The organism is Nostoc sp. ATCC 53789 (genome assembly GCF_009873495.1).
Lineage (GTDB): Bacteria > Cyanobacteriota > Cyanobacteriia > Cyanobacteriales > Nostocaceae > Nostoc > Nostoc muscorum_A.
This window is the reverse complement of record NZ_CP046703.1, coordinates 2,053,020-2,077,557: the sequence shown is the minus strand read 5'-3', so window position 1 is coordinate 2,077,557 and position 24,538 is coordinate 2,053,020. Positions and strand designations below refer to the sequence as shown.

The 24,538-nt window shown below is 41.2% G+C and carries 17 protein-coding genes; 11 read left to right on the top strand and 6 right to left on the bottom strand.

Features of this window, described 5'->3' with window-relative positions; all coding sequences use genetic code 11:
- Positions 1-469 precede the first annotated feature (469 nt).
- A complete protein-coding gene (locus GJB62_RS08465) occupies positions 470-1,672 on the top strand; it encodes a 3-dehydroquinate synthase (protein WP_114085310.1) in 1,203 nt (400 codons plus the stop codon).
- A 93-nt stretch (positions 1,673-1,765) separates the two neighbouring features.
- Here the strand turns inward: GJB62_RS08465 and GJB62_RS08460 are convergent, their stop codons facing one another.
- The gene (locus tag GJB62_RS08460) at positions 1,766-1,984 is read right to left on the bottom strand and encodes an RNA chaperone Hfq (protein WP_041565643.1); all 219 of its coding nucleotides are present in this window, start codon (positions 1,982-1,984) and stop codon (positions 1,766-1,768) included.
- Positions 1,985-2,053: 69 nt separating this feature from the next.
- Here GJB62_RS08460 and dapF point away from each other — a divergent pair, with 69 nt between their 5' ends.
- Complete coding sequence (gene dapF / locus GJB62_RS08455) at positions 2,054-2,893, top strand: diaminopimelate epimerase (RefSeq protein ID WP_114085309.1); 840 nt, start codon at positions 2,054-2,056, stop codon at positions 2,891-2,893.
- A 488-nt stretch (positions 2,894-3,381) separates the two neighbouring features.
- Here dapF and GJB62_RS08450 read toward each other — a convergent pair whose 3' ends face one another.
- From GJB62_RS08450 to ada, 3 genes are all read right to left on the bottom strand, one after another.
- Positions 3,382-4,380: a DMT family transporter gene (locus tag GJB62_RS08450; protein WP_114085308.1), complete on the bottom strand. Its 999-nt coding sequence runs from the start codon at positions 4,378-4,380 to the stop codon at positions 3,382-3,384.
- A 104-nt stretch (positions 4,381-4,484) separates the two neighbouring features.
- Positions 4,485-5,123, bottom strand: a complete 639-nt coding sequence (locus GJB62_RS08445) for a DNA-3-methyladenine glycosylase (protein ID WP_114085307.1) — start codon at positions 5,121-5,123, stop codon at positions 4,485-4,487.
- Positions 5,107-6,192: a bifunctional DNA-binding transcriptional regulator/O6-methylguanine-DNA methyltransferase Ada gene (gene ada, locus GJB62_RS08440; RefSeq protein WP_114085306.1), complete on the bottom strand. Its 1,086-nt coding sequence runs from the start codon at positions 6,190-6,192 to the stop codon at positions 5,107-5,109. The genes GJB62_RS08445 and ada overlap by 17 nt, the downstream gene beginning before the upstream one ends.
- Positions 6,193-6,561: 369 nt before the next feature.
- Here ada and GJB62_RS08435 point away from each other — a divergent pair, with 369 nt between their 5' ends.
- Positions 6,562-6,876, top strand: a complete 315-nt coding sequence (locus tag GJB62_RS08435; protein ID WP_280885184.1) for a type II toxin-antitoxin system RelE/ParE family toxin — start codon at positions 6,562-6,564, stop codon at positions 6,874-6,876.
- A gap of 15 nt (positions 6,877-6,891) precedes the next feature.
- Positions 6,892-7,200: a HigA family addiction module antitoxin gene (locus GJB62_RS08430; protein WP_114085304.1), complete on the top strand. Its 309-nt coding sequence runs from the start codon at positions 6,892-6,894 to the stop codon at positions 7,198-7,200.
- A 10-nt stretch (positions 7,201-7,210) separates the two neighbouring features.
- Here the strand turns inward: GJB62_RS08430 and GJB62_RS08425 are convergent, their stop codons facing one another.
- Positions 7,211-11,152, bottom strand: coding sequence for a HEAT repeat domain-containing protein (locus GJB62_RS08425; protein ID WP_245246179.1), 3,942 nt, complete (start codon positions 11,150-11,152; stop codon positions 7,211-7,213).
- Positions 11,153-11,301: 149 nt separating this feature from the next.
- Here GJB62_RS08425 and GJB62_RS08420 point away from each other — a divergent pair, with 149 nt between their 5' ends.
- Positions 11,302-12,099, top strand: coding sequence for a Uma2 family endonuclease (locus GJB62_RS08420; RefSeq protein WP_114085302.1), 798 nt, complete (start codon positions 11,302-11,304; stop codon positions 12,097-12,099).
- Between the two features lie 81 nt (positions 12,100-12,180).
- Entirely contained in the window at positions 12,181-13,035 is an 855-nt protein-coding gene (locus GJB62_RS08415) for an HIT family protein (RefSeq protein WP_114085301.1), read from the top strand.
- A gap of 106 nt (positions 13,036-13,141) precedes the next feature.
- Here the strand turns inward: GJB62_RS08415 and GJB62_RS08410 are convergent, their stop codons facing one another.
- Positions 13,142-13,924 carry a Uma2 family endonuclease gene (locus GJB62_RS08410; RefSeq protein WP_114085300.1) on the bottom strand — a complete coding sequence of 261 codons (783 nt, stop codon included), beginning with the start codon at positions 13,922-13,924 and terminating at the stop codon, positions 13,142-13,144.
- Positions 13,925-14,548: 624 nt separating this feature from the next.
- Between GJB62_RS08410 and serA the strand changes: the two genes are divergently transcribed.
- From serA to GJB62_RS08385, 5 genes are all read left to right on the top strand, one after another.
- Positions 14,549-16,129 (top strand): phosphoglycerate dehydrogenase, encoded by a 1,581-nt coding sequence (gene serA, locus GJB62_RS08405; RefSeq protein WP_114085299.1) that lies wholly within the window; start codon positions 14,549-14,551, stop codon positions 16,127-16,129.
- A gap of 150 nt (positions 16,130-16,279) precedes the next feature.
- A complete protein-coding gene (prmA, locus tag GJB62_RS08400) occupies positions 16,280-17,200 on the top strand; it encodes a 50S ribosomal protein L11 methyltransferase (RefSeq protein ID WP_114085298.1) in 921 nt (306 codons plus the stop codon).
- Between the two features lie 357 nt (positions 17,201-17,557).
- Positions 17,558-18,862: a hypothetical protein gene (locus tag GJB62_RS08395; RefSeq protein ID WP_114085297.1), complete on the top strand. Its 1,305-nt coding sequence runs from the start codon at positions 17,558-17,560 to the stop codon at positions 18,860-18,862.
- A 701-nt stretch (positions 18,863-19,563) separates the two neighbouring features.
- Entirely contained in the window at positions 19,564-20,748 is a 1,185-nt protein-coding gene (locus GJB62_RS08390; protein WP_114085296.1) for an NAD(P)H-quinone oxidoreductase subunit H, read from the top strand.
- A 310-nt stretch (positions 20,749-21,058) separates the two neighbouring features.
- Positions 21,059-24,523, top strand: a complete 3,465-nt coding sequence (locus tag GJB62_RS08385) for a helicase-related protein (RefSeq protein ID WP_114085295.1) — start codon at positions 21,059-21,061, stop codon at positions 24,521-24,523.
- The last annotated feature ends 15 nt before the right edge of the window (positions 24,524-24,538 follow it).

Genomic DNA, 24,538 nt, shown 5'->3' with positions numbered 1-24,538 from the left:
AATTTCAGGAGAAGTTGCCCAACTTTTTTGTGACAACTAAGTATAAAATCTACCACTAAACTTGATAGTTTGTGTTTAAAACAGCTAATAATATACTACTGAGTTCGTAACTTCACTGAATCTATAAAATTTTCCCGATTTTGGAGAAGATATTGTAAAGATCCTATTTTGATTAGATAAACTCTAGAATTAACTTACGGAAAAAATTAGAATTTTATCTAAATAAGAATATCCATTGCTAATTTCATAGATAAATCATAGGCATCACTAAAATTGTAAATTAATATTATTTTTAACTTTGCCTGTCAGGATGAATGCAATTTAAAAGTATGATTAATTTAATGATTTTAACTGTTTGAAAATCATCTAAAGGCTGAACTATTTGATAGTTTACTATCTTGAATTTAGTCTTAGTTGTAATTTCATTAGTCCATATATTCACAGTTACTAAAAAATAATAATACTTTAAATGGCTATTAAACAAAAAACCGCTCTTAATCTGCAACCAATTAACCAATGTGTCCGCGTTACCTTCAACTATGATGTTCACTTCACTAGAGGTCTGTTTCAGTTAGATAATCCTTTATTTGCACAAGTGATTGCCGCAGATGGCGAAACAACCCCAAAGCAAGTACTAGCAGTGGTAGATGGAGGATTTTTACAGTACCAAGATGGCTTACTAAAAAAATTATCAGTCTATGCTCAGTATTATGAAGATGTACTAACACTGAGTGGTGAGCCGATAGTAGTTCTTGGTGGAGAACGAGTTAAGAACGATTCTAGATTTATAGAGCAAATTCATCAGCGAATCAATGCAGCTGGATTGTGCCGTCACTCCTACGTTTTAGCAATTGGAGGTGGAGCCGTCCTAGATATGGTAGGATACGCAGCAACAACGGCTCATCGAGGAATTCGGCTGCTACGAGTACCGACAACAGTATTAGGGCAAAACGATTCGGGTGTAGGGGTAAAGAACGGAATTAATGCTTTCGGCAAGAAAAACTTTTTGGGTACATTCATGCCGCCTTATGCTGTCTTAAATGACTTTGATTTTCTGACTAGCCTTGACGATCGAGATTGGCGATCGGGTATTGCAGAAGCGGTGAAAGTAGCGCTGATTAAAGATGCAGATTTCTTCGATTTCATTATGACTAATGCCGATAAATTGGCTAATCGGGATATGGACATAATGGAAAGATTGATATATCGCTGTTCGCAGTTGCATTTAGAGCATATTGCTGGTGGCGGCGATCCATTTGAAATGGGTTCATCGCGTCCTTTGGATTTTGGACACTGGGCTGCTCATAAATTAGAGCATTTAACTAATTACAGTTTACGTCACGGTGAAGCTGTGGCGATCGGCATTGCTTTGGATACGACCTATTCATATTTAACAGGTCAACTTTTGAAATCTGAGTGGCAAAGTGTTCTACATACACTCAATAAGTTGGGGTTTACATTGTATGTATCGGCACTTACAGAGCAATTAGATCAACTAGACCATCCCCATTGTCTATTTAGGGGGCTTACCGAATTCCGCGAACACTTGGGAGGAAATTTGACAATCACCCTTCTAGAAGGAATTGGGCAGGGAATAGAAGTCCACCAGGTGGATTTGTCTTTGTATAGAGATGCTATTTTGATGCTGCAAGATTGGCAACTCTCGCATTGATTCTCCCTCATGGAAGGGAAATTAGAGTGGATTGCATACAAACGAGCGATCGCTAACCAAAATCTTAGAGCGATCGCAAGCAAAATTCTATTCCTAACTTGTTTTCGGTTTGATGTATGCGATCGCTTGTTTCCAAACGGTGGTTTGCTGACTGTTTTCATCAGCAATACAGATACACTGTGGATCTTGCCATACAACCTTTCCTGTGAGTACATCCTGAGTCACCAGCTTTAACTCAACTGGCGTTGTTTGTTTAATCAGGTTTTGGACTTGTCTAATACTGGGTAAAGTGGTGTCAAATTCGGTAAGCATTTTTAGTAAAGATGAACCTACAAGGCAAAATAAAGAGTAACTAATCCTTGATAATTCATCCTTGAGAAAATGGCAATCGAATTTACTAAGTATCATGGTCTGGGCAATGATTTTATTCTCATTGACAATCGCTCGTCATCTTTGCCCGTATTGACTCCAGAGCAAGCCATCCAGTTGTGCGATCGCCATTTTGGTATCGGTGCTGATGGTGTTATTTTTGCCCTACCTGGAGAAAACGGCACTGACTACACCATGCGGATTTTTAATTCTGATGGTTCAGAACCAGAAATGTGTGGCAATGGCATTCGCTGTTTAGCTGGCTTTTTGGCAGATTTAGAAGGTCAATCCCGAAATAAAGATTCATATCGCATTCATACTTTGGGCGGTGTAATGACTCCCCAACTCTTATCTGATGGTCTAGTTAAAGTAGACATGGGTTTACCCAGATTACTCGCTGGCGAAATTCCTACCACTCTTGCACCCGCCGAAGAAAAAGTAATTTCTCAGCCCTTGGAGGTGGTGGGGAAAACTTGGGATGTCACCTGTGTAAATATGGGAAATCCCCACTGCATTACCTTTGTGGAAGATGTAGCAGCAATTGAACTAGAAAGCATAGGCCCGAAATTTGAGCATCACCCAGCTTTTCCCCAACGCATAAATACTGAATTTATTCAAGTGGTACGCCCTGACTATTTAAAAATGCGGGTGTGGGAACGGGGTGCTGGGATTACATTAGCTTGTGGAACTGGTGCTTGCGCTTCTTTAGTGGCTGGTGTGTTAACCGGAAAATGCGATCGCACTGCTACTGTAGAATTACCTGGTGGCCCCTTGCAAATTGAATGGTCAGAAATCGACCAACGGGTTTACATGACAGGCCCGGCGGAACGAGTCTTCATGGGGAAACTGTAACCGATTTACCACCGAGATTACGCAAGTATTAGAGTTATTTTGAGGGTTTGCAGTAAGGACTTTAGTGTTTAGAGGATGTTTGAAAAGTGGTTGGCTGTGATTTTAGGTATTTATTGATCCCTCCTAACCCCCCTTAAAAAAGCAGGGCTGTTTCATTCGATCTCTTAGAGATTTTGTCAAGAGTAGGAGTCAGAAATTTGCTTGATTTGCTAATCGAAAAGCTACCACCTCAACGACTAAATTTCAGTGTGATCGCGATTTTCTTGCCCAATCAGATTTTTTAGTCACCTGACTTTTTTTCCTGAAACGCTTGTAAATCAGAGCCTTTTAGGGAATGAAACGGCCCTGCCTTAAAAAAGGGGGAACCGGAATCAAAGTCCCCCTTTTTAAGGGGGATTTAGGGGGATCTAAAACGTTTTATTACCGATAAGAGGACTTTTAAAACAGCCTCTTAGAAAATCAGGACTAAAGTCCTTACTACGAACTTATTAAGATTCACTTTCTTGTAGAGATTGTATGGGGGGATTAACGCTAGATTTGATAGATCCTTGGTTAGAAATTGCTAAATATATACCCCCTAAAATTAATGCCAACCCTAGCAAGTTAAAAATACTCAAATTTTCCGAGAAAAGTATCCAAGCAAGAATAGCAACAATCACTGGATTGAGTAACAAAAGTAAAGAGATGAATCCTGAAGAAAAAGTTTTCAGGCTGTATACAATTAGCCCATGACCCAAGGCTTCGCAAATAGCAGCTAGTGCAAATACTACTAACCACCCTGACAAAGAAACTGGCAAAGGTTGTTTTTCAAAGATTAGCACTACTGGAATCATCAATGAAGTTGCGATGACACAGCGCCACAGAAGGATAGTAATAATTGAAAACTTATTGCGGATTTGCTCGATCAGTAAAAAGTTTGCTGCATAAAATATCGACGAGATTAGGGCAACAGCATCACCTGTAAAATTATTATTAGAGCGTAATAAATCTTCAAATCCAACTGCGATCGCGCCGATTATGGCTAATATCAGACCGATGATAAATTTGCGCCCAAAAATCTGATTAAAAAATAGCCATCCTCCTAATGTAGTAAATAGCGGATTGAGACTACCTAACGCATTAGCATTAGCAGCACCAGTCTGGGTTAGCGCCCAAGTCCAAGATAATCTACCTAATACATGAACTAGACCTACTGCTATTAAAAACGATATCTCTTTGATTGGATAAGGCTGCTGTGGTAATACAGGTTCATCATCTTTAATATGAGTTTGTGCTTGGTTAATTCCACTCCATAATCCAAAGATAATAGTTGCTATCCATAAACGATTAAATAATGTAGCAGTAGCGCTCATTTCTCTAAGAGCAATTTTAATAAATATTGCTGTTGAAGATAAAGCTAATAATGCAATTATTACTATGATTATCGGCAGGATGTTTAAAGTTTTATCAGACTTTTCTGTTATTAGGCTTAATTGATTTTCTGCCATTTACTTTATATTTATTATACGAACCACCAAGTCGCCAAGTGCGCCTTCTCTACGAGACACTACGTGAACGCGCAGCGTCTCGTTAGAGAAGGGAGAAGGAGCAATTATTTAGGATTACTTAGGTAATAGTGCCATAGAAGTCTTGCCGCAACTGCTCGCCAAGGTTGCCAGTGCTGTGTCATTGCTTCCAGTTGAACTGGTGTTGGACGTGTCGCCAAGTTTTTGAGTTTTTGCAAAGCGATCGCGATCGCTAAATCGCCTTTAGGAAAGACATCAGGACGTTGCAGCGCCATGAGTAAATAAATATCAACTGTCCAGTCTCCTATACCTTTGAGGCGCTTTAACTCAGTTCTGATAGTAGTTTCGTCCATTCTTTCCAGCTTGCTGAGGTCAAGCTGATCGCAAGCGATCGCATTCGCCAATCCACGACAGTATAGAATCTTTTGTCGGCTGAATCCAATCCCTCTTAATTGAACATCATCCAATGTCAGAAAATTTTCTGGCGTTAGCGGTACAATAACCCCACATAGACGGTTAAATACAGCCCTTGCAGCTGCTACGGAAACTTGCTGTTCTAGAATTATGCACAGAAGCGTTGCAAAACCTGGTTCTCTTGACCATATTGGTGGAGGCCCGAGTGTTTCTAAAATCCGAGCCAAATCGCTGTCAAGATTGGCAAGCACCATTAAACCACGGGTGAGACTTTCTTCAGTCAATGATTCTAGTTCAGGTATTTGAGTCATCTTTAATCGATTTCGATTCTTGTACAAGTAGTTTTTGTTTGCGCTCAATCCCCCAACGATAACCACCAAGACTGCCATCACTCCGCAGCACCCGATGACAGGGTATAATCACTGCGATCGGGTTAGCTCCACAAGCATTCCCCACAGCGCGGACTGCTTGGGGTTTGGCAATATCACGGGCAATATCAGTGTAGGTACGAGTTTCGCTATAGGGAATTTTTTGTAATACTTGCCAAACCTGTTTCTGAAATGCTGTTCCACGGACATCCAGTGGTAAATCGAGATGTATTTCATCTCCCGCAATCAAGTCGAGGATTCCTTGTATCCATTCTTTGTGTATGTGGTCATCACGTATGATGTGCGCTTGGTGAAATTCTTGATTCAAGATGTGTTCAAGTTTGTCTGCTTCATCACCTAGTTTAACGGCACAAATCCCCTTGTCTGTTGTTGCCACCAGTAAATATCCTAGCGGACATGGAGCGATCGCATAGACAATGCTGATTGTTTTTCCAGCTTGTTGGTAAATTTTTGGTGTCATTCCCAGTTGCTTCGGTGCTTTTTCATAAATTTGACTACTTGAACCATACCCCGTGTCATAAACTGCATGAGCAATTTCCTCCCCTGACTGGAGACGCTGCTTTAATCGTTCGCTACGCAGCGCATCTGCATATTGAAAAGGCGATACACCAATTATTTGCTTGAATACCTTTTGCAAATAACTAGGACTCATTTCCACCTGAGAGCATAATTCTGAGAGGGTGGGGATGCGATCGCTTTGTGCTTCAATGTATCGACATACTGCTAAAACTTTTGCTTTGGCTGGATTTGGAACTGTTTCAGATTGTGGCTGACAGCGCTTACAAGGTCGAAAACCTGCGCTTTGAGCCTCTTTTGCTGACTGGAAGAAACAAACTTGATTGCGATTTGGTCTGCGACTAGGGCAAATAGGTCGGCAATAAATGCCTGTGGAACGAACACCGTAGAAAAACTTGCCGTCAATTGTGGCATCTCGGTTGAGAACGGCTTTCCAGAGAGTTTCCTCAAAAATTTGTGTCTGTTGTAATTGCATTCATGCCACCTCTGCCCTTTCTGTTACGCTATGTATAAAGCTGCTAACACTAGACTAAGTGTATTGAAAACCACTTTCTATCTGATTGTTGCGATCGAAGTCGGCTTTGTTTACTGCAACTACGGCTAGACGGTGTTCTGGGTGCGTAATTTTCGAGAATTTAGGATGATTTGGGTGATGTTTAGCGATCGCTTTTTTGGAGTTATGCTACTTTAGTGTCTTCGGCTTGGGTAACAGTTCACCATGTGTATCTGCTCAGGATAATTCATTCAATATATCTAAAAGTTATTGAGCAATTTTGAGAGTCTGGTGTCATTGCAGATTTGACCAAGGAAATTCGCAAGCTCACCTTGAAGTATATACTAACGTTTGACGATAGTAACGCAAAGCGATAGGATTGTGATTGTTAGTTTTAAATCTGAAGAGACAAAGCTTATCTTTGACGGCTTTACATCCTCTCAGTATCCGCCCAATATCCAAAAAACTGCTTTACGAAAACTGCTTATTCTTGACGCTGCAACATCAATTAATGATTTACGCGTTCCACCTGGTAATCGTTTAGAAAAGCTACTTGGCAATAGGAAAGGGCAGTACAGTATTCGTATTAATAATCAATGGCGAATCTGCTTTGTTTGGACGGATGAGAACAATGTTTCGGAAGTTGAAATAGTAGATTATCACTGATGCCTGGAAATAATCATGAACAACAACCGTTTGCCAAATATTTACCCTGGAGAAATCCTACAACTAGAATTTTTAGAGCCACTAAATATCACCCCTTATCGATTAAGCAAAGATATAGGTGTAGCTCAGACAAGAATTAGTGAAATTTTATCTGGAAAACGTACTATTACAGCAGATACAGCTTTGCGTTTATCTCGCTATTTTGGTAATAGCGCTCAGTTTTGGTTGAATTTACAAACGCAATACGATATACGTCAAGCTCTTGAAGAAAATGCAGAAGTTTATAATCAAATACCTACACTTTCGTTTAATGATGTAACCTGAATTTGTCAAGCTACATCTCTAATTCTGCCAACTTCTGTTGAGCAAAGTCTCGCACTTTCTCATCTGGGTCATTCTCTGCTTTGTCGCGCAACAGTGGTAAAGTCTGGGGATGTTGAGGAAATTGCTTGATAATTATCTCCAGTGCAACGCGCCGAGGGTTTGTTCCATAGTCTCGCTTACGCTCAAAGGGGTCATTGACAGCGCAGTTGTAGTAAATTTCAAATAACTCAGGCTTCTTTCTGAAGTGTTTGGCTAATGTTTCGATGGCTGCGCCTCGCACATACCCTTGATTATCAGCAGTGGCGCGGTCTTTGAGAATCGAGCGGGTGTCCGGGTCATCTTTGAAATTGCTGGCTAATGCTTTGATGGCTGCGCCTCGCACATACCCTTGATTATCAGCAGTGGCGCGGTCTTTGAGAATCGAGCGGGTGTCCGGGTCATCTTTGAAATTGCTGGCTAATGCTTCGATGGCTGCACGTCGCACATCCCCTTGATTATCAACAGTGGCGCGGTCTTTAAAAAACGAGCAGGTGTCCGGGTCATCTTTGAAATTGTTGGCTAATGCTTCGATGGCTGCACGTCGCACATACTCTTGATTATCAGCAGTGGCGCGGTCTTTGAGAATCGAGCGGGTATCCGGGTCATCTTTGAAATTGCTAGCTAATGCTTTGATGGCTGCACGTCGCACATCCCTATCATTATCAGCAGTAGCGCAGTCTTTGAGAATCAAGCAGGTATCTGGGTCATCTTTGAAATTGCTAGCTAGTGCTTGGATGGCTGAATATCGCACATACTCTTGACTATCAGCAGTGGCGCGGTCTTTGAGAATCGAGCGGGTATCCGGGTCATCTTTGAAATTGCTAGCTAGTGCTTCGATGGCTGAACGTCGCACATCCCCTTGATTATCAGCAGTGGCGCGGTCTTTGAGAAACGAGTGGGTATCCGGGTCATCTTTGAAATTGCTAGCTAGTGCTTCGATGGCTGCACGTCGCACATACTCTTGATTATCAACAGTGGCGCGGTCTTTGAGAATCGAGCGGGTATCCGGGTCATCTTTGAAATTGCTAGCTAATGCTTTGATGGCTGCACGTCGCACATCCCTATCATTATCAGCAGTAGCGCAGTCTTTGAGAATCAAGCAGGTATCTGGGTCATCTTTGAAATTGCTAGCTAGTGCTTGGATGGCTGAATATCGCACATACCCTTGATTATCAGCAGTGGCGCGGTCTCTAAAAAACGAGCGGGTGTCCGGGTCATCTTTGAAATTGCTGGCTAATGCTTCGATGGCTGCACGTCGCACGTCCCCTTGATTATCAACAGTGGCGCGGTCTTTGAGAAACGAGCGGGTGTCCGGGTCATCTTTGAAATTGCTGGCTAATGCTTCGATGGCTGCACGTTGCACATCCCCTTGATTATCAACAGTGGCGCGGTCTTTGAGAAACGAGCGGGTGTCTGGGTCATCTTTAAAATTGCTGGCTAATGCTTCGATGGCTGCACGTCGCACATACTCTTGATTATCAGCAGTGGCACGGTCTTTGAGAATCGAGCGGGTATCCGGGTCATCTTTGAAATTGCTGGCTAATGCTTCGATGGCTGCACGTTGCACATCCCTATCATTATCAGCAGTGGCACGGTCTTTGAGCCAGTGTAAGGTATCGCTGTTATCTTTCCAAATCGCGGCGACTTTTGCAACTGCTTGAGTACGAATTTCTTGAGCTAGCTTAATTTCTTCCTTAGACACTATTATAAAGTAACTGTATCGGTAGATGTCATATTTAGTTAAGTCTTTTAGATTGTCAAGCAATTTATTAGCCACTGACGCAATCACTGAGCAATTTCTCACCTCTGCAAGGCACTTAGCCGCTAAAAACAGATTGATAAATTTTTCCTCTTCCCCATCTTGTACCATTAAGTAATCAAGAATTTCACCAACAAATTTTGGCTCAATCATTCCCGCAATTAACAGCAATACCTCATGCCAAGTTTCATCTTGCCAGTGTTTACCAAAAACTTCAGTTTTTAGATACTCAATCGTAATACTGCGTTCCTTCTCAAACTGCCAGACAAACTCCCAAGCACAGAAATATTCTAAAAATGTCCGATGCACAAAGGCATAGTAATCTGCACCCAAGAAACATAAAATAAAATTGCGATCGCGCACTTGTTTCATCAACCGTCTGGCTTTATCTCTAGCATCACTCACTGGTATGCTTTGCAGATATTTAGTGAAGATTGCTTCTAAATCATCCGCATAGATAATATTGCCAGCTAAACCTTTTTCACTGGTTTGCATAAGATAAGCAACTTGACGCAACATTGCCTGTTTATCTTTATAATCAATAATGTCCAGACGTTCATCTGGCTTTAAATTGCGTCCCTCGTCCCAATTATGCAACAGAACCTCTGAAGCATCTTTATACAGTTCACTTCTATCTCTGGGTAATTCTCGCTTGAGATTGAGAATTGCCATCATCGTTAACAGCAGAGGATTTTGTGCTAATTCTGCAATTGCCTTTGATTCATTAATTACTCTTTGTAGACGCTCTCGTTTGATATTTTTATCTCTTTCTTCCGCATGAGTAAAAGTTTTATCATGCCAACGCTCAATAAAATCTTGAATCTGTGCTGGTTCTAAATCTTGCAACATGAAGTGGCGAAACTCTGCATCTCGCAATTGTTGCTGTTTATAGCCGATAATCCGAGAAGTGACAATTACCTGCACATCGGGATATTCATTAGTGAAGCGATGAATACTGGTAATTACTTCTTCCCGCTTCGCCGATTCAAAGATTTCATCCAAACCATCAAACATGACTAAAGCGTTGCCAGCCTTTAGTTGCTCATGCAATTTATGCTGATTGAGGTGATAAAAACAATTGGGACTATTATGGTAAAATTGGAGAAAATTATTACAACTACCCGCATCGCGATCGCGCATATAATTGCGTAATTCAATCAGCAAAGGAATTGGCAGATTAAAATCATTCTGTTCGAGAGTTTTTTCTACCCAATCCAACGCTAGATATTGCAACAATGTAGACTTGCCAGAACCAGGATCGCCTAAAATAACTAAATAATTCTTACGTTGCTTCTCTCGGACAACATCTAATACTGAACGGATTGGCTGTTCAAAATAAGTGCGTTGATAACGTTCTGTTTCTTCTTTAAATTTTTCTATTTCAAATTCCGTATCTAATTGATTACTTTCTTGTAGTCGGCGGAGATGTTCTTTAGGCAGTTCTGGTAAAACCTGATAAACTTGCCGCACATTTTGCGGGATAAACATTTGCCATAAGTTTACCGGATGTTCGCGGGCTGTAGTTTCTAAACTATCTAACTTCAGATTGCCGTAGCGTTCACGAATAGTTTCTAAATATTGCGGTAAATTAAAATCCTTGGGAATATCAGCACTTTCTTTTAAACTCTTGTCAATACTGGATAATTTTTGAAGTTCCAAGATATAGCGTAACTCTTCTGAATCAGAAAGAATATCTTGAACTTGTATGAGATACTGGTTTGTAATTGTTTGCCAGTTAAATTTAGGTGGTAAAGGTTGAAGCTGAAGTCTTTTCCAACTATCTGCTAGTGTTTTAAAATCTAGAGAATCAGATTGAATATCAAAAGCCTGACCAAGAATTTCTTTAACCGATTTATCACGGATAAATATATTGATATCTTCAGTGTAATTTTGAATTTCAGCTTCAGAAAGTTTGCAACGAACCTTGAACTGCTGCTGCATCAGTTGCAAAAATTCTGTCAATGCCATAACTACAGCTTTCTGAAGCGGTTCTTGCTTAAAGCGGTCGGTTACAGCATTATTCAAAATATGTTTGAAAAAATCTTTAGCGTAGTCCTTAACTAAATCTTTGAAAAATTCTTCGCTAATAATAGTTTTGACAAGAAATCCAACCGCTTTTTGACCTATCCACAGAGTGAACCACTCAACTATCATACTCACGCCTGCTAACTGCTTGACTACGAGTATATACACCTGTCAGAGAAATCTTTCCATATTTGTGGGTTTTTAACTTAAAAGCGATGCTGACTGAAGATTTGTTAAAAATAACTAATATACTGTGCATTGATATTAGGAGTAATTTTATGGTTCTACAAGTTAACCCCATCCAAAAAGAACCAATTGTTACTTGGGAAGCACTTCCAGCCGACTTCATTTTACCAGACGATCCAGTGGAAAATATTCAACAACCTGCGATCGCTGCTGCGCTTACCGATGCTTTGGGAAGTACAGGGCGCATCCAACCTCAAGTGCTGATTGGCTCTAATTTTGGGCTTGTAGCCACAGTCAACAAAAAAATCGTTGTCAAAGCCCCAGATTGGTTTTACGTTCCTCAAGTGCAGTCTGTGGGAACAAATGTAGTTCGTCGCAGCTACACCCCGAATTTAGAAGGTGCTGCTGTGGCTGTAGTGATGGAATTTCTCTCAGATACAGAAGGTGGAGAACTATCAGTCCGCTCAACTCCACCCTACGGTAAACTCTATTATTACGAAAAGATTCTCCAAGTTCCAACCTACGTAACCTACGACCCTTACGAACCAAGCATAGAACTACGATGCTTGCAAAATGGACAATATACCTTGCAGCAAGCAGACGCTAATGGACGTTACTGGATTTCTGAATTAGAGTTATTTCTCGGAATTTGGCAAGGTGAAAGATTATGTCAAACCATGAATTGGCTGCGCTGGTGGGATACAGAAGGAAATTTGCTGTTGTGGAGTAGCGAACAAGCCCAACAAGAACGCCAACGTGCTGAACAAGAACGCCAACGCGCTGAACAAGAACGTCAACGTGCTGAACAGGAAAGCCAACGCGCCCAACAGGAACGCCAGCGTGCTGATATATTAGCAGCTAAGTTACGTGAGCTAGGTATTGATGCGTAGGCGTAACCCGTTGTAGATATCGCATAACCTAACAAATGCTGGGAATAATAATTTTGGTACATCAGCACCAAAATTCATTCCATGAAACAGCAAAAAAATCAGTTCAGCCATCTGACTGCGATCGAAAGAAATTATCTATCATTTCCGGCACAGTTTTTATTAAATCAAAACCTTCTCCAAGGCAAAATATTAGACTTTGGTTGTGGCCTTGGTAATGATGTTAAAATATTGCGCCAAAAAGGCTGTGATATTACAGGCTATGACCCTTATTATTTTCCAGAATATCCTGAGAATAAATTCGATACAATAATTTGCTTTTATGTTTTAAATGTTTTATTTACCGAAGAACAAACTAATGTCCTAATGGAAATATCACATTTATTAAAACCAGGAGGTAAAGCTTATTATGCTGTGAGAAGGGATATCAAAAAAGAAGGGTTTCGAGAACATTATGTTCACAAAAAACCTACTTATCAGTGTATTGCCAAACTTCCTTTTACTTCAATTTGCTTAGACGAATATCGGGAAGTATATGAGTATGTCCACTATAATCATCAGCGAAATTCATCTAACTATTGTATATTCTGTAATCCCCATAAAACTCTCAGACTATTAACTGAGTCAGCAACTGCTTATGCTATTTTTGATGGCTATCCAATAAGTAAAGGACATATTCTGATTATTCCCAAACGTCATGTTAGCAGCTATTTTGAACTCCTATTTAAAGAGCAATCTGCTTGCTGGTTTATGGTGAACAAAGTACAAGAAATTCTCAAAAATGAATTTGAGCCTGATGGATTTAATGTAGGAATGAACATCAATCGAGCCGCAGGTCAAAATATTATGCACGCTAGTATTCATATCATCCCTCGTTACAAAGGTGATACTGTCTCTACTAAAAGTGGAATTAGGAACGTTATTCCTAAAAAGCAATAGTTTTTTAGTTGACAGCTTCAGTTGGAAACCCAAATTGATAGTGAATACATAAATTCTGGAAAACCAGATTTATTAGTCTTGTCGAAAATATTGCAAAATATTTCAGTTAACCCAAATTATCTGGATCGATTCCTAGCGCTCTTAATTGTTCTGTCAATTGTTGAGCGCGTTGTTCTGCTTGTTGAGCGCGTTGTTCTGCTTGTTGAGCGCGTTGCGATTCTTGTTGAGCGCGTTGTTCTGCTTGTTGAGCGCGTTGTGCTTCTTGTTGAGCGCGTTGTACTTCTTGTTTTACTTGTTCTGCGGGGGTGAGATATCGTTGTCCTTGCTCATCATACCAATACATCCATTCCCGCGTTACGCCACAATAATTTCCTCTTTCGCAACCAATTCCTAAGCCAATCTCTGGTAGCCAAACTGGGTTTCCCTCTTGCAATTCATACTTACCATTAACTAACTTATGTACTTCTAGATGAGGTTTGCGGCGGCGACGGGAGGAATAAATCACATAGTAAAGTACGCCCAAAGCCTCATATTCATCCAATTTAGTCGTGTATTCCTTGCGATAATTTTGAGAAACTACTTCTAGCACGAAAATCGGTACAACATTTTCATCCCACAGCACATAACTAGGACGCAACTCTTCATCATAAAATCGCTCTACCCCTAAGCTCAAAAATCCATCTGGCACAATGGGCGGTTTATCAGGGTGATAATAAATACCCATATCTATGGCAAATAGCCAGTCCATACGTTCTGCCCAAAGTATCAGCAGGATTGCCTTCAGCAAACCTGGTATCAATTCTTGTAGTTCATTATCCACAGGCGTTTCATCAGAGTCTGGTAGTTCCTCGGCTGAGGGCAAGTGCCTTGGCAAGTTGTAGTTTAACATCGCTAGTTTCCCCAAAAATCAAAGGATATTTGGCTCTATTTGGCTCATCAGAATTATAGCGATTTCTCCACTGGCAATATCTACAAAAGGGCTGTTTGGAAACGCACGTAGATTAATGATTAGGATTTACGTCTACTTACTTATTGCGATCCGATAATCTTGATAATGTAAATATTTTATTTTGACTAAATGATACCACTTGTGGTATTGGTAAATAACTAAGATTTTACAGATAAAATAGTTACTAGCTCATTTGTTAGTTGTGCAGAGCATTGCCTCAGCTAAAGTTGCAGCCCAGTCAAGAATGTAAGCGTTTCTACCCCACAAAGGAAATTGCTTAAGGCAATAAAATTTTGGTAACTCTTAACTATTAATAAATATATAGGTGCTTAGTGCTATTAATGCTTTATATTTAGCGACAGGGTGGTGCAAACGGCCACTCATCTTTAAATACTTAGGAGGCAGTACCCACCGGGAGCAACTCACGCTTCGATACCATCAGCACGTAGCGTAAGTAAAGGTGAAGTTGATATTAAAACGAATAATTTTTGCTGAATTGCGACAGATAAAGACTAAACTAAAAAGTCTTGTGCAGCAAAACCTGTAGCTTTAAATGAAGTAATCATGTCTAAGGTTCTTGTCTCAGATTCTATTGACCAAGCTGGAATTGACATTCTTTCGCAAGTTGCTACTGTTGATGTCAAAATAGGTCTAAAACCAGCCCAACTGCTCGAAATTATTGGTGAATATGACGCACTGATGATTCGCTCTAGTACGCGGGTCACTCAAGAAATCATTGAAGCCGGCACTCAGCTAAAAATCATCGGTCGTGCTGGCGTGGGTGTGGATAATGTGGATGTTCCCGCAGCCACACGTCGGGGAATTGTAGTAGTCAATTCTCCAGAGGGAAACACAATTGCCGCCGCCGAACACGCGCTAGCAATGATTTTGGCTTTGTCTCGCCATATCCCCGATGCTAACGCTTCGGTGAAACGCGGTGCGTGGGATCGCAATAGCTTTGTTGGCGCGGAAGTTTACAAAAAAACTCTCGGCGTTGTCGGCTTGGGTAAAATTGGCTCCCATGTTGCGGCTGTAGCTAAGACAATGGGGATGAAACTCCTAGCTTATGACCCTTTTATTTCTACAGAAAGAGCCGAACAAATTGGCTGTCAGTTGGTGGAGCTAGATTTACTCTTCCAGCAAGCAGACTATATCACCCTACACATCCCGAAAACCCCAGAAACTACCCACTTAATCAATGCCACAACCTTGGCAAAGATGAAACCTACAGCCCGGATTATCAACTGCGCTCGTGGTGGGATCATTGATGAAGTAGCTTTAGCAGCAGCTTTAAAAGCGGGTAAGATTGGGGGCGCAGCCCTGGATGTGTTCGAGTCAGAACCATTGGGTGAATCGGAATTGCGATCGCTAGGCAAAGAAGTTATCCTCACCCCCCACTTGGGAGCCTCTACCGCAGAAGCTCAAGTAAATGTGGCTATTGATGTTGCCGAACAAATTCGGGATGTACTTTTAGGACTACCAGCCCGTTCAGCCGTCAACATTCCTGGACTCGGGCCCGATGTGTTGGAAGAACTCAAACCCTATATGCAGCTAGCAGAAACTCTAGGTAATCTAGTAGGACAGCTAGCTGGCGGACGCGTGGAAGTACTCAATATTCGGCTGCAAGGCGCACTTGCGACAAACAAAAGTCAGCCTTTGGTAGTAGCTGCCCTGAAAGGTTTACTTTACCAAGCTTTGCGGGAACGGGTAAATTACGTCAATGCCAGCATAGAAGCCAAAGAACGCGGAATTCGGGTAATTGAAACCCGCGATGCTTCTATTAGAGACTATGCCGGAACGCTTCATCTAGAAGCCACTGGTACTTTGGGTACTCATTCTGTCACAGGTGCTTTGCTAGGTGAGCGGGAAATCCACCTAACTGATGTTGACGGTTTCCCCATTAACGTCCCACCCAGCAAATATATGCTGTTTACCCTGCACCGCGATATGCCGGGGATTATCGGCAAACTTGGTTCCTTACTCGGCAGTTTTAATGTGAATATTGCCAGTATGCAAGTAGGCCGTAAAATTGTCCGTGGTGATGCGGTAATGGCTCTGAGTATAGATGACCCTTTACCAGAGGGCATTTTGGATGAGATTATAAAAGTCCCTGGTATTCGGGACGCGTATACAGTAACACTATGAGTGCTGAGTGCTGAGTGAAGAAAAGTTAGGAGTAAGTAGTGAAGAGTTAAAAGCTCCTAACTCCTAACTGATAACTCATAACTCTCTCAAACTCAGCACTCAGCACTCAGCACGGGCTGAACGCCCCGCTAGCGCTAACAGCACTCAAAAATGGCAAACACCTGGTGGGAACTACAGATTTTATGTGAGCCAGACCTAGAAGATTCGATCTTTTGGCGACTGGAAGATTTTGGCTGTCGTGGAACAGCTAGTGAAAACAAAGGAAATTCATCTTTAGTTAGGGCTTATTTATCGACAATTCAAACACAGCTACTAGATTTGGCAGCTTTATCACTGTGGCTGCGTCAAGATGCCCTTTGTGTAGGAGTTTCATCTCCTTCTCTGCAATGGCAGTTAATTGATGAGGAAGATTGGGCAACTAGCTGGAAACAATATTGGCATCCCCAAGAAATTGGCGATCGCTTCCTAATCAACCCCGCGTGGCTACCATTACCAGAAACAACAGAACGGTTGGTAATTCGTCTTGACCCTGGTGTAGCATTTGGTACGGGCAACCATGCCACCACTCAGTTATGTTTGGAATCACTAGAAATGCGGTTGAGTGGAATTCCTCAGTCATTTGTAGGTAATAGTGGCAAACATGAACATCTGGTAATTGCAGATATTGGCTGTGGTTCTGGTATCCTTTCCATTGGGGCGCTGCTACTGGGAGCCAAAAAAGTCTATGCAGTAGATAATGACCCTTTAGCGGTGCAATCAACTATCAGTAATGGTGTCCTGAATGACATTGGCTCAGAACGTTTACTACCAGCACTGGGAAGTGTAGATGTTTTGACAAAACTGCTTGAGAAACCCGTGGATGGTATAGTTTGCAATATTTTGGCTCATGTAATTATTGAGTTGATTCCCGAAATGAGTGCGATCGCTAAACCTGAAACTTGGGCGATCTTCAGTGGTATTTTACTAGAACAATCTAAAGCTGTTGCTGACGCTTTAGAACAAAATGGTTGGGTCGTTGCTACCCTGTGGAAACGGAAAGAATGGTGTTGCTTGAATGTACGGCGTTCTTAACCGACACAAAACTGGGCAATACCCTGCGGGAAGCGACTTTGCGTCTACATGAATTGCTCTTAGCTGAAAATGAAGGTTTCAGCTATGGTTTGCGCCAGCCTTGTAGAAAAAATAGATGATAACGCCGTGTGAAACTTTCTCTCAGACCTAACCCCAACCCCTTCCCTACTAGCGTTGGGGAGCAATAATCAAAGCTTCTCGACCTTTCGGGGAGAGGAATGGAAGTGGGGTTTTAAGAATTAGGTCGCCCCTCGCGTGATGATACGTTTTAACAGTATTCGACTTAAGTATAAGTAATCAAGCAATCTGAAGTGACATAATATATAGATTAACCACTATTGACTTTTGAAACCAGCGATGAAAGAACGGCTACAAATCCACAAAAAAGCTGACTCATCCGCTTCTAAGTCAGAGCAAGGTCAGTTGCGATCTCACCTTTTAACTACTCACTCTCCACTTGGCTCCAACAAGCCCATACTACAGGCAAAAGTAGAAAATCAGAAATTTCAAGAGTATCAGTTCGAGGCAACAAAACTCCAAATCCAAGCCAAGCATGGCACGATCACGCCAGACGGACAGGAACGACTCACAGTATTACAGGCAAAGATGAATGAGTCGTTGCAGCAAGGAAAGGAACACTCTTTTCAGTTTGGTCATAACATTGACAAAATGGCGATCAAACGTGCTGGTACTGTGTCACTGGCACAAATGCAACCCCTTCAAGAACCACTAATACAGCCAAAACTCACTGTTGGTCAACAAGGAGATCAGTATGAGCAAGAAGCTGATAGAGTAGCTAATTCTGTAGTTAGCCAACTTAATCCACCTATTTTGCAAAGCCAGGAAGGACAACAGACGACCTTACCAGGTAACAGAAACGAGCCAGCAAATTCTGAAGAAATATTAGCAGCAAATAACTCAGCAAATAAAAAACAAAAATTTTTACAAGATTACTCACTAGCGAAAACATTAGTAAATGGGATAGACGACACATTACCAGAAGATAAAATCTTAGAACAACTATTCAAAAACTTTGGCAATATCCAATTTCAATACACAATGGTGAGCAAGAGCCAAGAAACTCTCTTGAAAGGCTCTCCAGAAGGAGATTGTCAGACATTAGCTCGTGCGTTTAAAAAAGTTGCAGAAGAATATTTTGGCATCGAAAAAATAACAGTTGAAAGCATTGCCAAACCTTTTTTGAGTGAAGCTGGAGTTACACCATACCAAGGCAAAAAGCCTAATTGTGATGATGGTAAGCGGTGGTTTTTCCAAAACCATTATTGGGCTAGCTGGAACGGAAAGGTTTACGATGTTTTATTCCTCAGCCATAAGCGAACCGAAGCAGATATGGCAAAACAGGTGCAACCACTTACATCTATGTTGATGCCTGAGCAAGAGTACTATGAAACAGAAAAAGGAAAAATTGTATATCCAATTGTGAATAAGTACTCAACTGTAGAAATTAGTATATTTGAGAAACTGAAAAACTTTGTGAATAATCTTGGTAGATTTTTCTCTGACAATATGAGTGCAATAATAAATAAAATTCAGTCTTTATTGTCTAAAGGTGGAAACAACGCTAGTGGTTTTGATTCTCTAATGAGAGAACTAGAAAATGACAAAACCAGTACTGTGGTCTCAAATAATCAAAATCAATAATTATAGACCTTGATGGGATCGTTAATGAATGCGATCGCATTTTTACTTGGTACAAGATTAATCCAATTGCGATCGCTTTGCAGACAAAGCAAAATCAGTTATTTTGGTTAGCAATCTATGCGATCGCAGTAATTAAACTCACGTTATATTCACAACGGTAAAGGGAAAGGATAAAAGAAAAACTTTTACCCTTTAATCCTATAAAATTTTACATACTTCGGTTTAATCGTACTTAATTACTTGGATAATCCTGACTTGCCTACAACTGTTGCCTTTTCGGACGATCAACTGCAATGCTTGTTTACGTAGGCGTAGCCTGTCGTAGACATCGCACCAACATGCCTGAAGTACGGAATACGGCGCTTTGTGCCTGTTCCTCAAGGGTTTTCAGGCTGCCTTACTTATAAAAAAATCCGATGTCTTAATTAAGTGCAGATCAAGCTTCCATATAATAGTTGAAGAAGTGCAACAAAATTAAACATCAAGTAAAGTCCCTCCTCTGTCACTCCCTCTCCAACATACCCCTGTATGGGCAATACATTATAAACGCCTTAAGGCAGTTTTCTTAAAAGTATTGCTCCTGCAAGCTTAACTTTGGCTTGGCAGACTAGATAAATCGGGTCTGGTTGGCATCTACGCGGTTCAATTCAAAATCTTGCCTTTGGCACGCTACACGAACACAACAGGAGAACACGAAATCTATGACCAGACTAGAAACCCGCACTGAACCAATGGTGCTAAACATGGGGCCACACCACCCCTCAATGCACGGGGTTCTGCGGCTAATCATGACTCTGGATGGCGAGGATGTCGTTGACTGTGAACCGGTCATCGGCTACCTGCACCGGGGAATGGAAAAAATTGCTGAGAACCGCACTAATGTAATGTACGTCCCTTACGTTAGTCGCTGGGACTACGCTGCGGGAATGTTCAACGAAGCTGTCACTGTTAACGCCCCAGAAAAGCTTGCAGGTATCGCTGTCCCCAAACGCGCTAGCTACATCCGCGTGATTATGCTGGAGTTGAACCGCATTGCTAACCACTTGCTATGGTTTGGCCCCTTCTTAGCTGACGTAGGCGCTCAAACTCCCTTCTTCTACCAATTCCGCGAACGGGAGATGATTTATGATTTGTGGGAAGCTGCTACAGGTTATCGGATGGTAAATAATAACTACTTCCGCGTTGGTGGAGTAGCGGCTGATTTACCTTACGGTTGGGTAGATAAGTGTCTGGAATTTTGCGAGTACTTATTGCCTAAAATTGATGAGTACGAACGTTTGGTAACAGATAACCCCATTTTCCGGCGACGTGTTGAGGGTATTGGGACTATCACCCGTGAAGAAGCAATTAACTGGGGACTTTCTGGCCCAATGTTACGCGCTTCTGGTGTGCAATGGGATTTGCGGAAAGTTGACCATTACGAATGTTACGACGATTTCGACTGGGATGTACAGTGGGAAACCGCAGGTGATTGCTTTGCCCGTTACGTAGTGCGGATGCGGGAAATGCGCGAATCTGTGAAGATTATTCGCCAAGCAATTAAAGGACTTCCTGGCGGCCCTTACGAAAATCTGGAAGCCAAGCGTTTAGCCGCAGGTAAAAAATCTGAATGGGACGCATTTGATTACCAATTCATCGGTAAAAAAGTTTCCCCCACTTTTAAGATTCCGAAGGGTGAAATCTACGCCCGTGTAGAAAGTGGTAAAGGTGAATTGGGAATTTACTTGGTTGGTGATGATAATGTCTTCCCTGCACGTTGGAAGATTCGCGCCGCAGATTTCAACAACCTCCAGATTGTTCCACATTTACTGCGCGGCATGAAGGTTGCAGATATTGTGGTCATTCTCGGTAGTGTTGACGTAATTATGGGGTCTGTGGATAGGTAGAAAATATCTATCTAGGCAATTTTAGAGCAGTTGTATTGTAATACAACTGCTCTATTTTTTTAGTATTGGGTAAAACTGATGATTATAAAGCTTTTTTTAACCCAATACGGTTCAGTTAAGGCTAAAACTCTTTGTCAAAGTCAATTTTTTACGAACCACAGAGACGCAGAGGGCACTGAGAGAATAAAGAAATGCTTAACTGAACTGCATTGTTTTTTAACCGCCCTTTTAACGTTAATTTGATTTCTCTGGCTAGAAATATTTTTTACTTATATAACATAAGTACAAAATATTTGTCGAGTTTTAAATAATGCCTCGGATATTTGACAACATTGATTTACAATTACTACCGATTTTACGAGAAACCCTCAAAGTCTCTTATCGGGCAGATTTTTGTGTTGGCTACTTCAACCTCAGAGGTTGGCGAAGAATTGATGATTTAGTCGAACAGTATGTTGGTAGTGAAAATGCTTGTTGTCGTTTGCTAATTGGGATGCAAAGCTTACCCAGTGATGAAGTTTATGCAGCATTTAGCCTTGTTAGTGGTGATGGACGGATTGATAACAGTAGCATTGTGCGGTTTAAAAAACGTATGGCGGCGGAATTTCGCCAGCAGTTGACTATCGGTGCGCCGACTAATCAAGATGAAGCGGGGTTACGGCGGTTAAGTCATCAGCTAAAAAGTCAGAAGGTAATTATTAAACTGTTTTTGCGTCATTATCTCCACGCCAAGTTATATCTTGTGCATCGCAATGACCCTAATACCCCAACTGTGGGATTCTTGGGTAGTAGTAATTTAACCCTTCCCGGATTGGCGAAACAAGGGGAGTTAAATGTAGATATTTTAGACCACGATGCTTGTAATAAACTGCAAAAGTGGTTTAGCGATCGCTGGCAAGATTACGGTTGTGTAGATATTTCCCAAGAATTGGCAGAAATTATTGACCAGAGTTGGGCTAGACAAGAGCTAGTTTCGCCTTACTACATCTACCTCAAGATAGCTTACCACTTATCCCATGAAGCGATCGCCGGACTTTCAGAATTTCGTATCCCCCGCGAATTTAACAACTTATTTGACTTCCAAAAAGCCGCCGTACAGCTAGCAGCACGTCATGTAACTAGGCGTGGTGGTGTGTTAGTGGGTGATGTGGTCGGTTTAGGCAAAACTTTAGTTGGAACCGCCCTGGCGAAGATATTACAAGAAGATTGTTATTTAGAAACGCTGATTATTTGCCCAAAAAACCTAGTTTCAATGTGGCAAGAATATAAAGATAACTATCGGTTACTTGCCGAAATTATGCCAATTAGTCAAGTACAAAATAAATTACCAACACTCCGGCGTTATCGAGTTGTGTTAATTGATGAAAGTCATAATTTACGGAACCGCGAAGGCAAACGTTATCGAACAATAATAGAATATATTGCTGCTAACGAAAGTAAATGTATATTATTATCTGCGACTCCTTACAATAAAAGTTACCTTGACCTTTCTGCCCAATTGCGGTTATTTGTGCCAGAAGACCAAGATTTAGGATTAAGACCAGAAGCTTTAATTAATGAACTGGGTGGTAGTTCGATAGGAGAATTGGAGTTTATTAGAAAGCATCAGTGTTCTGTACGTTCTTTAGCTGCTTTTGAAAAAAGCGAACACCCTGATGACTGGCGAGAATTGATGAAGCGTTACATGGTGCGGCGCACTCGCTCTTTTATTAAAGATAATTATGCCCACACAGATGAAACAGGGCGGAAATATTTAGAATTTTCCGATGGGAGACGTTCTTATTTTCCTCAGCGTTTACCTCGTAGTCTCAAGTTTCCTTTAGAAGGTTCTAACACAGACTTTTATGCTCGTCTTTACTCTGAGTTAGTAGTAGAAGTCATTAATCAACTGAATTTACCTCGTTATGGGCTAGGAAATTACGTTATTGCTAAACAAAAACAGCTGCCTACAGACACTGAGCAACGGTTTATTAATAGCTTATTTCGTGGCGGTAGGAGGTTAATGGGTTTTTCTCGCACTAATTTATTTAAACGTCTGGAAAGTAGTGGCGTTGCTTTTATCCAATCAATTGAACGCCATATATTACGGAACTTCATTTATTTATATGCTTTAGAGCAAGGTCTTGATATTCCTATTGGAACTCAAGAAGCTGAGTTATTAGATACAAGGAATAATGATGAAGATGCTGATTCTGTTGTAGCAGCCTTGTTTGATACAGAAATAGAAGATGATGATTCTGACCTAACCCCCCAACCCCCTTACCTACTAGGGAAGGGGGAGAATTCAAAGCCTCTCTCCTTGCAGGAGAGAGGTTTTCCAGACGAGGATGAAAAGGCATTTAAAACAGAAAAAATATTTCGTCAAAGAGCAGAATCAATTTACCAAGAATATACCACCCGATATCAACGAAGATTTAAGTGGTTGCGTTCTACACTTTTTGATATTAAAAAACTGAAACGGGATTTATTAGAAGATGCCAAAGCATTAATTAATATACTGCAACAGTGTGGCGATTGGAATCCTCAAAAGGATGAAAAACTGGCAGCTTTAATCAAACTGCTAACAAAAACTCACCCTCAAGATAAAGTACTAATTTTCACTCAGTTTGCTGATACAGTCCGCTACCTTGAAGATAATTTGCAGTTGAGTCATATTACTAATGTAGCTGGGGTGACAGGACAATCTAAAGACCCGACAGTAATGACGGGAAGATTTAGCCCTGTGAGTAATGGAAAACGTGAGCAAGTTTCATCATCAGATGAGTTGCGTATTTTAATCGCTACCGATGTTTTGAGTGAAGGTCATAATTTGCAAGACTGTGCAATTATCGTCAATTGGGATTTACCTTGGGCAATTATTCGCTTAATTCAACGTGCGGGAAGAGTAGACCGCATTGGCCAAAATGCTGATAAAATTCTCTGTTATTCTTTTCTACCAGCCGAGGGAGTAGAACGGATTATTAATTTGCGGGGACGACTCCGTAAACGACTGCAAGAAAATGCGGAAGTGGTGGGAACTGATGAAGCTTTTTTTGAAGATGATGATGCACGAGTAATTCTTGACCTCTACAACGAGAAATCTGGAGTTTTAGATGGCGAAGAAGATACAGAAGTTGATTTGACTTCAGAAGCATTTCAAATTTGGAAAAAAGCCACCGATGGTAATCCGGGTTTGAAAAAAACGATTGAAGAAATGCAAAATGTGGTTTATTCTACCCGCGCCCATATTCCCCAACCTGTGCAACCAGAGGGGGTATTACTTTATATGAAAACCACAGAAGGAAATGATTCTTTGATTTATGTTGACCGCGATGGAAATAGCGTTACTCAATCACAGTTAGCAGTTCTGCGAGTGGCGGCGTGTGAAGAATCTACCCCAGCGATACCCAGAGATAAACAGCATCACAAGTTAGTACAAAAAGGTGCTGAATTGATTGCTGAAGAAGAGAAAAATGCCGGCGGTCAATTAGGGCGACCATCAGGTGCAAGGTTCCGCACTTATGAACGACTGAAAAGTTATGTTCAAGAAATGAAAGGAACACTATTTGTTAGCGAAGAACTTTTAAAAGCAATTGATGAAATTTACCGTTATCCTTTGCGACAGTCAGCTATTGATACTCTGAATCGTCAACTGAGAAGTGGTATTAATAATCAGGTGTTGGCTGATTTAGTTGTGTCGTTACGCATGGATGACCGTTTGTGTATTGTGACAGAAGAACTGGATAAGCGAGAACCTCAGATTATTTGTTCATTAGGATTATTTTGTAATTCGTAATTCGTAATTAATGTA